12 protein-coding genes are annotated in these 12,466 nt (G+C 53.6%); 7 read left to right on the top strand and 5 right to left on the bottom strand.

Annotated elements, in window-relative coordinates:
- The first annotated feature begins 16 nt into the window (after positions 1–16).
- The 4 genes from Q0824_RS06530 (at position 17) to Q0824_RS06515 (ending at position 3,534) form a co-directional block, all read left to right on the top strand.
- The gene (locus tag Q0824_RS06530; RefSeq protein WP_298448646.1) at positions 17–1,048 is read left to right on the top strand and encodes a low specificity L-threonine aldolase; all 1,032 of its coding nucleotides are present in this window, start codon (positions 17–19) and stop codon (positions 1,046–1,048) included.
- Positions 1,049–1,152: 104 nt separating this feature from the next.
- Positions 1,153–2,409, top strand: a complete 1,257-nt coding sequence (locus Q0824_RS06525) for a dicarboxylate/amino acid:cation symporter (protein WP_298448644.1) — start codon at positions 1,153–1,155, stop codon at positions 2,407–2,409.
- Positions 2,410–2,474: 65 nt separating this feature from the next.
- On the top strand, positions 2,475–2,840 hold the full coding sequence (locus Q0824_RS06520) for a thiol-disulfide oxidoreductase DCC family protein (RefSeq protein WP_200202692.1): 366 nt from the start codon (positions 2,475–2,477) through the stop codon (positions 2,838–2,840).
- Between the two features lie 19 nt (positions 2,841–2,859).
- A complete protein-coding gene (locus Q0824_RS06515; RefSeq protein ID WP_298448641.1) occupies positions 2,860–3,534 on the top strand; it encodes a hypothetical protein in 675 nt (224 codons plus the stop codon).
- Positions 3,535–3,552: 18 nt separating this feature from the next.
- Here Q0824_RS06515 and Q0824_RS06510 read toward each other — a convergent pair whose 3' ends face one another.
- Complete coding sequence (locus Q0824_RS06510) at positions 3,553–4,407, bottom strand: PA4780 family RIO1-like protein kinase (protein WP_298448639.1); 855 nt, start codon at positions 4,405–4,407, stop codon at positions 3,553–3,555.
- Between the two features lie 284 nt (positions 4,408–4,691).
- Here Q0824_RS06510 and yeiP point away from each other — a divergent pair, with 284 nt between their 5' ends.
- Positions 4,692–5,258: an elongation factor P-like protein YeiP gene (gene yeiP, locus Q0824_RS06505; RefSeq protein WP_298448637.1), complete on the top strand. Its 567-nt coding sequence runs from the start codon at positions 4,692–4,694 to the stop codon at positions 5,256–5,258.
- 42 nt (positions 5,259–5,300) lie between these two features.
- Here yeiP and Q0824_RS06500 read toward each other — a convergent pair whose 3' ends face one another.
- Positions 5,301–5,567 carry a hypothetical protein gene (locus tag Q0824_RS06500; RefSeq protein ID WP_298448635.1) on the bottom strand — a complete coding sequence of 89 codons (267 nt, stop codon included), beginning with the start codon at positions 5,565–5,567 and terminating at the stop codon, positions 5,301–5,303.
- 368 nt (positions 5,568–5,935) lie between these two features.
- Between Q0824_RS06500 and Q0824_RS06495 the strand changes: the two genes are divergently transcribed.
- On the top strand, positions 5,936–6,709 hold the full coding sequence (locus Q0824_RS06495) for a hypothetical protein (protein ID WP_298448633.1): 774 nt from the start codon (positions 5,936–5,938) through the stop codon (positions 6,707–6,709).
- A gap of 5 nt (positions 6,710–6,714) precedes the next feature.
- On the opposite strand, the gene Q0824_RS06490 is transcribed toward Q0824_RS06495, so the two are convergent.
- Positions 6,715–7,167, bottom strand: coding sequence for a winged helix-turn-helix transcriptional regulator (locus Q0824_RS06490; protein WP_298448631.1), 453 nt, complete (start codon positions 7,165–7,167; stop codon positions 6,715–6,717).
- 283 nt (positions 7,168–7,450) lie between these two features.
- Between Q0824_RS06490 and putA the strand changes: the two genes are divergently transcribed.
- A complete protein-coding gene (gene putA, locus Q0824_RS06485; RefSeq protein WP_298448629.1) occupies positions 7,451–11,080 on the top strand; it encodes a bifunctional proline dehydrogenase/L-glutamate gamma-semialdehyde dehydrogenase PutA in 3,630 nt (1,209 codons plus the stop codon).
- 51 nt (positions 11,081–11,131) lie between these two features.
- Here putA and Q0824_RS06480 read toward each other — a convergent pair whose 3' ends face one another.
- Together Q0824_RS06480 and Q0824_RS06475 are read right to left on the bottom strand one after the other, a co-directional pair.
- Positions 11,132–11,830 (bottom strand): lytic transglycosylase domain-containing protein, encoded by a 699-nt coding sequence (locus Q0824_RS06480; protein WP_298448627.1) that lies wholly within the window; start codon positions 11,828–11,830, stop codon positions 11,132–11,134.
- 196 nt (positions 11,831–12,026) lie between these two features.
- Complete coding sequence (locus Q0824_RS06475) at positions 12,027–12,203, bottom strand: DUF1328 domain-containing protein (RefSeq protein ID WP_298448625.1); 177 nt, start codon at positions 12,201–12,203, stop codon at positions 12,027–12,029.
- Between the last annotated feature and the right edge of the window lie 263 nt (positions 12,204–12,466).

Raw genomic sequence — 12,466 nt, 5'->3', positions numbered from 1 at the left:
ATTGAGGAGTGTTGCCGTGTCACGGTCAGAACAGTTTGCCAGCGATAATTACAGTGGTGTTTGTCCGCAGGCCTGGAAAGCCATGGAGGCGGCAAACCGCGTAGACGAGCCAGCATACGGTGAGGACAGTTGGACACAGCGGGCGGCCGATGGCCTGCGGGCTTTGTTTGATACAGATTGTGATGTCTATTTTGTATTTAACGGTACGGCTGCCAACTCGCTGGCATTGGCATCTATTGGGCAATCTTTCCATAGCGTGATCTGCCATGAGTTGGCGCACATTGAAACCGATGAATGTGGCGGGCCGGAGTACGCCTCCAATGGTGCCAAGCTATTGCTGGGGCAGGGTGAAAACGGAAAGCTGACCCCTGAAAGCATTGAACACCTGGTGACCAAGCGCACGGATATTCATTACCCCAAACCCAAAGCGCTGAGCCTCACCCAAGCAACGGAAGTTGGCACAATCTATACCCCGGATGAGCTTCGGGAAATCCGCACGCTGGCGGATCAGTACAAGCTGAATATCCACATGGACGGTGCGCGCTTTGCGAATGCAGTGGCGGCGCTGGATGTGCATCCATCCGAAATCACGTGGAAAGTGGGTGTTGATGTGTTGTGTTTCTCCGGAACCAAGAATGGTTTGGCCCTTGGTGAAGCGGTGGTTTTCTTCAACAAGGCACTGGCCGAGGATTTTGAGTGGCGCTGCAAGCAGGCAGGGCAGCTGGCCTCCAAAATGCGGTATATCTCTGCGCCCTGGTGTGGTTTATTGGAGAATAACGTGTGGCTGGACAATGCCCGCCACGCGAATGCCAGTGCAAAAAGATTGGCTGACGGGTTGGCGGGGTTGCCGGGCATCACGCTCCGATACCCACGGCAAATAAACGGTGTTTTTGTGGAAATGCCCGAGCCTCTGCAGGCGGCTTTGCGGGCAAAAGGGTGGCGCTTTTATAACTTTATCGGCGGTTGCGCTCGTCTTATGTGTTCCTGGGCGACAACCTCGGCGGTGGTTGACCAGTTTTTGGCGGATGTTCGGCAGCTACAGAAATAGGCTTGCGGTTTACCTGTCGGATAATTTCCACCACAATCGGCGCCATCCCGGATCAGGACTCATATCATGCTGATGTACTCAACAACTTCACAGGGGGCTATCTGATGAGGGCCCTTTTTAACAAGTATCTGAATTCCTCCCTCATTCTTCGCGTAAGCATAGCGTTGGTACTGGGCGTAGCGGTGGGTTTGATCGGTGGCCAGCAAGCGGCAGATTGGTTGGCGCCTTTCGGCGAGCTTCTGTTGCGACTGCTCAAGTTTCTTATTGTGCCTATCGTACTGTTTACGCTGATGGTTGGTATCAATCAGGCGAATATTGGAAGCATGGGGCGTGTAGGGCGGAAACTGTTCGGGTTTTACGTGATGACATCAGCCTTGGCCATTGTGGTCGGCTTGTTGGTGGCAACGCTTCTTGAGCCGGGAAGCGGCATTGCTCTGGACGAAAACGCTGAAGTAAACGTGCCGGACAACCCCGGGTTCGTGAGTGTGCTGCTGAGAATTGTGCCCGACAATATTTTCACGGCGTTTACTGAGCTGAACCTGTTGGGAATCATCTTCACTGCCATTGTGTTCGGTATTGCGCTGCTGAAGTTGCGAGAGAGTGAGGCACATGCAGAGCTTGGCGAGCATCTTTTTAAAGTTGTCGAAGGGCTCAACGAGATCACCTTGAAGGTTATGGCTGGCGTTCTTCAGTACGTCCCCATCGGTGTATTCGCGATTGTAGCCAAGACGGCAGGTGAGCAGGGTATGGCCACCATATTGGCGTTGGGCGACATGGTGATGGTGCTCTATATTGCGCTGGCTGTGCATCTGGTTGTTTACTGCATTTTGATGCGGTTTTATGGGGTGGGTATTCGCGAGTTCTTCCGGGCAGCTCGCACACCTATGGCTACCGCGTTTGCCACTCAGAGCAGTTCCGGCACGCTGCCGCTGACGCTGGATGCTGCAAGAAGCCTGGGCATACCCAAGCGAATATACGGCTTCAGTCTGCCGCTGGGAGCCACCATAAATATGGATGGAGCGGCCATTCGTATCGCGATTTCAGCGGTGTTTGCAGCCAATGTGGTGGGTATTCCATTGGACCTGGTGACCATGGCGGAGATTGTGCTTATTGGCACGCTTACATCCATAGGTACGGCAGGGGTGCCCGGCGCAGGAATTGTGATGATCGCGACGGTGTTTGCTCAAGTTGGGCTGCCTATTGAAACAGTCGCACTCCTGGTATCCATTGATGCCCTGGTTGGCATGGGCGCGACCGGGCTGAACGTGACAGGAGACCTGGTGGGCACTGCAATTGTGGCGCGGAGCGAAAACAAGCACCAGGATGAACCGACTGCTTCAGGAACGGAGCCTGCCGCCTGAGCAAAACCAGGGCTGGTGGTGTGATAGAGTACCTTTCAGGCTTTCTTTATGACTGGAGGGCACTTATGAGTAAGTCGCAAAGTAAACTGATCGTTTTCTATGACGGCTCATGTCCCGTTTGTGTCAGGGATCGGCGCTGGTATGAAAAGCTCGCAGGAAGAACCGGAGACTCGGTTGAGTGGCTGGACATCACGGGCCGTGATGAGGAGCTACGACAGCAGGGCGTGGATCCCTACAAGGCACTTCGCGAGCTGCATGTAAAAGATGATCAGGGTGAAATTCACCGTGAGATGGATGCCTACATACTGCTTATGTCGCGAGTTTTCTTGCTGAAACCTTTGGCATGGCTAATTTCCTTGCCCTTGATTCGGCCTACGCTGGCGAGGTTATATCATTCCTGGGTTGGGCGCCGCCTTGGTGAGCGCGCCTGAATCCTTTTCAGAGGTTTTTATGGCTCGCTTTGAGTTGCTAGGCACTGCGATTATTCCCGGAAAGGGCTCCGAGCTGCGACTTCTGCAGCGCAACGAAGAATTTTCTATCCGTATTGCCGGCAAGAGCGGCGAGCTTATGAACACCCGCTTGCACGGCTCCGAGGATGCGTTGGCCACACTGGCCTGCGAACGTATTGCAGATCATCCCGCACCAAAAGTGCTTATAGGCGGGCTTGGCATGGGGTTCACCCTCGCAGCCGCTTTAGAGTCTCTGGGCGATACCGCCGAAGTAACCGTTGCCGAGCTGGTGCCGGAGGTGGAACAGTGGAACCTCGGCCCTTTGGGTAGTGCTTCTGGGTATCCGCTCAAAGACCCTCGTGCCAAGGTGCATATTGGTGATGTGGTGCAGCTTATCAAGGCTTCACCTGCCAGTTACGACGCCATCTTGCTGGATATCGACAATGGCCCTGAGGGGCTGACGCGAAAAGAAAATGACTGGTTGTATTCAGCAGCAGGCATTGCCGCAGCACAAGAGGCGCTGCGGCCTGAGGGAATTCTGGCTTATTGGTCAGCCGGGCAGGATCCTGCATTTACCGAGCGCCTGAAGCGCGCCGGGCTTTCGGCAGAGGCAGTAACCGTGCGCGCCCACCGCCCTGGCAAAGGCGCAAAACACGTTATCTGGCTTGCCTGGTAAGAGTTTGGGTGACGAGGGTTAATCCTCGTCATCATCCAGCATGCGCTCTATTCGATCCCTTTCTTCTTCTTTAGCGGCGTCAATCACCGCCATAAGCTCTTCTACATCGGCGCTGGCAGTATCGTGCTCAAAGCAGCCTGTCAGTTTGCTTTCGGGATGCAGATCGCCGCTTTCATAAAGTGCCCAGATCTCTTTGCCATAATCGGTAACCAGTAGGTCAGGTGCGAACTTGGCGAAATAACGGCGCATGTTATCCACGTCCCTTTCCAGCATGCGCTCGGCGTTGTTGTTTCCTGCTGCGTTGACCGCCTGGGGAAGGTCAATAATCACCGGCCCATTGCTGTCGACCAGCACGTTGAATTCTGACAAGTCACCGTGGATCAGCCCGGCACTCAGCATCCGCACAATTTCTGCGATTATCCGGCCGTGGTAGTCCCTTGCTTCTTCCGGAGTGAGAGTTACGTCATCCAGCCGCGGGGCCGCTTTGCCGTCGGCATCGGCAATCAGTTCCATCAGCAACACGCCGTCTACAAAGCCCTTGGGTTCCGGAACGCGCACGCCGGCTTCCGCAAGCCGGTACAGGGCATCCACTTCGGCGTTGAGCCATGCATCTTCCTGTTCTTTCTGACCGTAGCGTGTCTTTTTACTCATGGCCCGTGCCCGGCGGGTGTTGCGCACCTTTCTGCCTTCCTGATACTCAACGGCCTGCTTGAAGCTTCGCTTTTTTGCTTCCTTGAATACCTTGGCGCAGCGCACCTGGTCGCCACATTGCACCACGTAAACCTGTGCCTCTTTGCCGCTCATAAGCTGGTAAAGCACTTCGTCCACCAGGCCGTCGTCGACCAAGGGTTGTAATCTCTTGGGTACTTTCATAACACCTTTCAGTTTAGCCGTCAGCGTGCCGACCATGCGTGGTGCGTTGGCCTTCAATCAGGCCAATGCAAAGACGATGGTCACAATGGTGCATAGCTTACATCAAATTGCTATTTCTTATGCGAATCTGCTTGTCGCCTCAGGAAGCTTTTAACTGAATGGCCTATAGTATCGGCTTGCCCTGTATCAGCAGGGCACGTCTGAGGGTAGAATTACCGGGTGTAAAGCACGCCGGCTTTTGCCCGGTATGGATGCGTTTCGAGATTGTTTTGGAGCTTTAAAAGATGCCTAGAGCAAGTGAAATCAAGAAAAACTCTGCAGTTGAATATGAAGGTCGGGTTTATTTCGTCAAGGATATTGATCGCTCTGTTCCCCAGGGCCGTGCTGGCGGCAGTCTCTACCGCATGCGTATGTACGATGTGGTAACGGGTAACAAGATCGACGAGACGTTCAAAGATACCGACATGCTGAACCTTGCCGATCTTGTGCGCAGGCCAGCTACTTTCTCCTATTCCGATGGCGACGAATACGTCTTCATGGATAGCGAAGACTTCACCCAGTACAGCCTGAACCGGGAAGCCATTGCTGACGAGCTGTTGTATATCACTGAAGATACCCAGGGCATTTTGGTGATTCTGATCAGTGATGCACCGGTTGCACTGGTACTGCCACCGATTGTTGAGCTTGATATTGAAGAGACAGACCCATCAGTAAAGGGTGGGTCAGCAACGGCTCGTACCAAGCCCGCAAGAATGGCAACAGGCCTGGTTGTCCAGGTTCCTGAGCATATCTCCACCGGCGATCGCATCAAGATCAACGTGGAAGAGCGGAAGTTTCTTAGCCGCGCCTAAGCACGTCACAAGGCCGGCAAAACATGCCGGCCTGCTTTTTTATTACCGCGAAGCCTCATAAAAAGCCCGGCTTTTTTCGTAAACAGGCGCCATATCCACCATTACAAACCCCGCCACCGGCTCATACAGAGCAAAGCTGTAGTTTTCTCCCAGGGATAAGCTTTCCCAATACTCGGAAATACCACTGTTGCGCTGATCAATGTCTGGATAGCTGGCGTGCTCAAAGTATCCGGCTTCAGTTATTTGGTAGGTGATTTCTACTGGCGTGTGGGAGGCTATAAGCGTGTACCTCTGCAACCCTGGGTACATTGCAACAGCGCCAGCTGTATTACCATGCCTTTATGCTGCAGTAAGTTGAAATGACCAGCCAGTGGCCCGACACGCTCTACTGGGCTTGATGTGAAGTTGACCCCTTTTGTTGCCAGAGATAGAGCCTGTACAAGAGGCGCCTCAATAAGTAGTGCCTCTACCTTGAAGATGGGAATGCCGTTCCTGATAATGCCGGCGGAATACCGGAAGCGTTGTGACGCCATCGATTGATATCGTCCCTGAATCGGTAAGTTGCAGTGGGATAGTAAACAGTAACCTGCCCGGAAACCGAGATGTTTTTCCCTTAAGCGAGAGAAACATCTTGATGCTATGGTATGGATATACCTCAATCGGAGCTGCAATCAGTTATGCCCATTTCAGAAGGCGCGAAACATTACGTTCTGATGCTGATGCCCAGCCTGCTGGGCGATATTGAAAAGCTCGGGTTGCGCAGAATTATCCGCACTTCTGACTTCTCGGAGCAGAAAGTGACGGCTCTGTATTTCGAGTTTGTGTCCATAAAACGGGTTCTTCCCGATAATCCCGAATCCATTGAACCAGCCATTTGGGAGCACTTGCTCCACTGCGTGCGAGTGATGAGTTCGCTGGTGAACCTGGCTACAACTGAAGACCTGGAGCGAGCGCGGGAAGCGGCAGTTCGTCGGTATTTCCCCCACGCAAAAGAGCGGCTGAAAAACGAATACGAACAGATGCGGAGTGAGGGTAAGGTGGACTTTCGGCTCGCCGGTCTTCTGCGCCAGGGTGACTTGCCGGAAAACTCCGGGCAAGTGTGTATGGAGGCTATCAGACGAGAGCGGCATCAGCGCGTTGAATCCATCAAATACCTCGGAATAGAGCATTTAACCAGCCACGAAGCCTTCGTTGTGGAATCTGCCAAAGCTTATGTCATTGCCCGGATTGACGATGCTCCGGAAGACTTCGGCACTCTCGATTTGGTTATCCGCCTTCTGGATCTACTGCGGCTGGTGCTTGTTCTGGAGTCTCGCTCAACCGGTGGGGCCAGTGCCGTCTCTTCCAACTTTACCGTGGAGAACATTGTGCTGGGTATCGGCAACGCGATGTATCGCGGGGAGTTGGGGTTAACAGTGTCTGCATTGGGCCTGGCCAGAGTGAACAAATAGGGCTTTCAAAGCCCGGCATCCTTCACATTCTCCATTACCACAAAAGTGCTGGTTTGCAGCACATGGGGCAGGGCGGAAATTTGCTCACCCAATACCTGTCGGTACTCGGCCATGTTGCGTGTCCGCACTTTCATCAGGTAATCAAAATTGGCGGCAATCATGTGGCACTGCTCAATGGCGGATATCTTCTTCACGGCGGTATTGAACGCCTTCAACGCCTCGCTGCTGGTGTCGTTCAGCGTAACCTGAGCAAAGGCGATATGGCTTTGCCCTAACTTTGTCTGGTTAACCAGCACGGTGTAGCCGGTAATAAACCCCTGTTCTTCAAGCCGCCGCATGCGCACCTGACACGGGGTTTTGGATAAACCCACCTTCGACGCAAGCTCAGTAACCGTAATTCGCGCATTCTTCTGCAACTCACGAATGATGGAGTGATCTATTCGGTCCAGCTCGTTCATGTTGTTCTGTCCTCTACAAACGTAAATCCGCGACTTTTGGGCAAGTCTTGAGCAGGGGCACTATGCTGTAGGCTATAAATGCCATATGCCGCAAGGGTTTTGGGCGGTTCCAAGCCACCGCGCGTGGTCGAATTGGCTGAAATTGTATTTCATGTCAGAGAATTAATACATTTATGAAGCTCAATACGGCCATATTGGCGGGTAACTTCGGCGCTTACAGTCAAACAGTCTATGCTGTTGTCGGTAGAATGCGGTAAAGATAAACAACTGAGAGGGTACAACTATGATATCGCAGCAATCATTGGCTCCCGAGCTAGCCAGCAGCCGGCAGGCGGTTCGCGATTACTATCTCGAAGATGAGTACAAAGTCATCCACGAGATGATTGCTGATGCTCAGTTGTCTGAAGCCGATCGCAAAATGATTTCTGCCCGCGCGGCTGATTTGGTGCGTAGTGTTCGGGAGAGTGCCAAATCCACCATCATGGAAAAATTCCTCGCAGAGTACGGCCTTACTACTAAAGAGGGCGTCGCGCTTATGTGCCTGGCAGAGGCGCTGTTGCGGGTGCCGGATAACACCACCATCAATGCGCTGATTGAAGACAAGATTACCTCTGGCAACTGGGGTGCTCACGTAGGTAAAGCCACCTCGGCATTTATCAACTCCACCACCGTTGCGCTGTTGATGACCAGCAACCTGTTGAAGGACTCTGATCGCCATACGGTAGGTGACACGCTGCGCAAGTTGGTCAAGCGCCTCGGTGAACCCGTCGTTCGTACGGTTGCCGGTCAGGCCATGAAGGAAATGGGGCGCCAGTTTGTTTTGGGCCGCGACATTGAAGAAGCCCAGAGTGAAGCCGAATCCTACATGGCGAAGGGGTACACCTATTCGTACGATATGCTGGGTGAGGCGGCGCGTACGGATGCCGATGCCCGTCGTTATTTCGAGTCCTACTCACAAGCCATCGATAGCATTGCCAAAAACTGTAAGGGCGATGTGCGTAAAAACCCCGGTATCTCGGTTAAGCTCTCTGCGCTGCTGGCCCGTTACGAATATGGCCAAAAAGAGCGGGTAATGAATGAGCTGGTTCCCCGCGCCCTTGAGTTGGCCAAAAAGGCGGCCGCCGCCAACATGGGCTTCAATATTGACGCTGAGGAACAGGACAGGCTGGATCTTTCTCTGGATGTTATCGAAGCCATAATGTCCGACCCCACACTGGCTAATTGGGAAGGCTTTGGTGTTGTGGTCCAGGCCTTTGCCAAACGCGCGTCCCATACCCTTGACTGGTTGTACGCACTCGCTGAAAAGCTTGATCGTCGCATCATGGTGCGTTTGGTAAAAGGCGCCTACTGGGATGCGGAGATCAAGCGCGCCCAGGTCATGGGCCTGACCGACTTCCCTGTGTTCACCCGCAAGGCATGCAGTGACGTTGCCTATATTGCATGCGCCAAAAAGCTGATTGGCATGAGCGACCGCATCTATTCGCAGTTTGCCACCCACAACGCGCACTCTGTTTCCGCGGTTCGTGAGCTGGCCAACGCTGCGGGCCTGAAGAATTATGAATACCAGCGTCTCCACGGCATGGGTGAATCCCTGCACAACCAGGTTCTCAGCGAAAGCGGAGTGCCCTGCCGAATCTACGCGCCGGTAGGCAAGCACAGCGACCTGCTGGCTTATCTTGTGCGCCGTTTGCTTGAAAACGGCGCCAACAGTTCTTTCGTCAACCAGATTGTCGACACCAGCATCACCCCAGAAGAGATCGCGAAGGATCCGATCGATACGGTTCAGGAGCTTGGGAAGAATCTTTCCAGCAAGGCAATTGTGCCCCCAACGGAACTGTTTGGTGCCAAGCGTCGTAACTCAAAAGGCTGGGATATTACCGATCCGGTGACCGTTGCCCGAATTGATGAAGGTCGCGGAGCATTCCGCAGCCATCTATGGACCGGTGGGCCTTTGATCGCCGGCACCGTTACCGGCACAGACGTGCTGGAAGTAACAAACCCGGCCAACCCGGACGATCTGGTTGGGCACATTACCCATGCCAATGAAGCCGATGTTAACGCAGCCATTACAGCGGCAGAACAAGGTTTTGCCAGTTGGTCGGCCACGTCTGCGGAAGATCGTGCTGCTTGTGTGCGAAAAGTAGGTGATCTGCTTGAAGAAAACGTACACGAACTGTTTGCGCTGACGACCCGGGAAGCCGGTAAATCATTGCTGGATGGTGTTGCTGAAATTCGCGAGGCGGTGGATTTCGCACAGTTCTACGCCAACGAAGGTCTGCGCAACAAAGACAACGGCGAAGCTCGTGGCATTATTTGCTGCATTTCGCCCTGGAACTTCCCGGTGGCCATCTTTGCCGGTCAGGTTCTTGCAAACCTGGCGGCGGGTAACGCGGTAGTTGCCAAGCCAGCAGAACAAACATCGCTGTTGGCTTTTCGTGTGGTGGAAATGATGCACGAAGCGGGCATTCCAAAAGATGCTATTCAGCTTCTTCCGGGCACAGGCGCGACCGTGGGTACTGCCCTCACGTCTGACTCCAGAGTTGCAGGCGTCTGTTTCACCGGCTCCACGGCAACCGCTCAGCGAATCAACAAGGTTATGACCGAAAACATGGCGCCAGACGCACCTCTGGTGGCGGAGACCGGTGGGCTCAACGCCATGATCGTAGATTCAACAGCGCTCCCGGAGCAGGTGGTTCGTGATGTTCTGGCGTCGTCGTTCCAGAGTGCGGGCCAACGTTGCTCCGCATTGCGTATGTTGTATGTGCAGAAAGACATAGCCGAGAACCTGCTGGAAATGCTCTACGGAGCCATGGAGGAGCTGGGTATTGGTGATCCTTGGGCGCTATCGACAGATGTGGGGCCGGTGATCGATGAGGCTGCCCGCAAGAAAATTGTCGATCACTGCGAAAAATTTGAGCGCGAAGGTCGCATGCTGAAAAAACTCCCGGTGCCTGAAAAAGGCCTGTATGTGTCACCGGCCGTGCTCAGAGTTAACGGGATCGAAGAGCTTGAAGAAGAGGTGTTCGGGCCGATCCTGCACGTGGCAACCTTTGAAGCCAAAGAGATCGACAAGGTTGTCGATGCGATTAACGCCAAAGGCTATGGCCTGACGTTCGGTATCCACAGCCGGGTTGATAACCGTGTTGATCATATTGTCGCCCGCATTAAAGTTGGCAACACTTACGTTAACCGTAACCAGATTGGCGCGATTGTTGGCTCCCAACCATTTGGTGGTGAAGGTCTTTCCGGAACCGGCCCAAAAGCAGGTGGCCCTCAGTACCTTCGACGCTTCCTGAAAGGCGCCAGTGTTGAGCGCCCGGCTGAGCCTGGTGCGAAAGCCATTGATGGGAAGAAGTTGGATGGTCTGATCGGTAGCTTGAGCAAGCTTGCCGTTGCTGCGCCGAAGGCCAGAGTGGACGCTATGGAGCCTGTTTTTGGTAAGGTCCCAGAACCTTTGGATGCCAAGGCAGAAGAACTGCCAGGGCCAACAGGAGAGCTTAACCGCCTGTCCAATCACGCCCGTGGAATCGTGCTTTGCTTGGGGCCAGACAAGGAAACTGCCTTGGCACAAGCCTCTATGGCATTGTCTCAGGGTAATAAAGTGGTGGTTATCGCCCCAGGTGTTGAAGATGTTGTAGCGCGGGCTGCCCAAGCCGGGTTACCGCTAGTGGGCATTGAAGGGCTTTTGGACCCGGAAGCACTGGCGAGTGCTGGTGGCTTTGAGGCTGTTGTAAGCTGTGCCGATCAGGCCCTGCTACGCAAGTATCGTGAGGCCCTGGCCAAGCGCGATGGCGCGTTGATCCCACTGATCACCGAGCATATGCTCGATCAGCGCTTTGTGATTGAGCGCCATCTTTGCGTGGATACAACCGCGGCCGGTGGCAACGCCAGCCTGATTGCAGCCTCTGAGTAATCTTGAAGTGAAACCCGGAAGCTCCCAAGGATGGGGCTTCCGGTGATCTGGTCAGTTGCTGGCATAGCGCTCGCGCAATATGCCGACCCGCTCAACGTAAGCCTTGGTTTCAGCATAGGGAGGAACCCCTCCGTAACGGCTTACGGCACCTGGCCCGGCATTGTATGCCGCAGTGGCTAACCGGGTATCACCCTTGAAGCGTTCCAGCATTTTTGCGAGGTAGGTAACGCCACCACGGATGTTGTCTGCTGCCACCATGGCATTCTGCACGCCGACTTCCAAAGCTGTGCCTGGCATCAACTGCATAAGCCCCTGGGCACCGACGGGGGAGAGTGCTTTTTCATTGAACGCAGACTCCGCATGAATCACCGCACGCACCAGTGCCGGGTCAACACCATACTCTTGGGCAGCTGTCTTGATTTCTGTTTCGTAGCGACCAGCGAATAGCGGGGTAGTACGCCAATTCACCCGAGAATCCGGGTCGCAGGCGTAGCAGTGGAAGCTGATAACATCGAAATCTGCCACCGAAGGCCGGGTGCTGGTGTAAGCAACGACGCCGTTATCGTCTTTGTAGCGGAATACGGTTTCGCTTTTGGTGGAGGCTCGCCCGGGGCTGTTACTTTTTACGTTGGTAAATTCAACTCTGCCATCCGGATGCACAATACGCTTGATGCTGTCTGCTGCAGCGGGTGCAGAGAGCCAGATCAAGGCGATAAGTACCGGCAAGGCGAGTTGTTGGGGGCTTGTCATTAGCTACTCACGGAAAGCGCAATCAATAATCTTGCTGTTCGTTATATTAAATCAGGCAGATTGAAGATTATACGGCGTTGCCGAGCATAAATGATATTACGGCTTGTCGGTGAAATGTTACTGAGAGGAGGGATGGAGGAGCCCGGGCGTACAGCGAGCGCCCGGGCCGAAACATTGATCAGAGCTATGCGAGAAACTAGATCTTTGGTCCCCGCCCGCGAACAACATTGGCAACCAGAGTGATCACCAGAAGAATCAGAAAGATAAAAAACAGCACCTTGGCGATGCCCGCCGCTGTGCCCGCAATGCCTCCAAAGCCGAGGACACCGGCAATAATTGCTACGATAAGACAGACTACAGCCCAATAAAGCATAATCATTCCTCCTTGTTTGGCTTCCATTTAAAAATGGCACAAATTTGGGAAAATGCACAAATATCAAGCAATGCCCGATTCCTTGTAAGGTGCTTTGTATACACGTATTCCGGATTTAAAGTTATGTTTTTATTGATTTAAATCGGGTTTGTTGCCGCCTCATTAAGCTTTTATAAGATAAGCTGACCGTCGGGATATGGTTATGGTGGCTCTACTGCTATTCTTTAAGAATCGGGTATCGGAGTAATTTATGACTTTGAAAC

The organism is uncultured Marinobacter sp. (genome assembly GCF_947488835.1).
Lineage (GTDB): Bacteria > Pseudomonadota > Gammaproteobacteria > Pseudomonadales > Oleiphilaceae > Marinobacter.
This window is presented reverse-complemented; position numbering and strand designations above follow the sequence as displayed.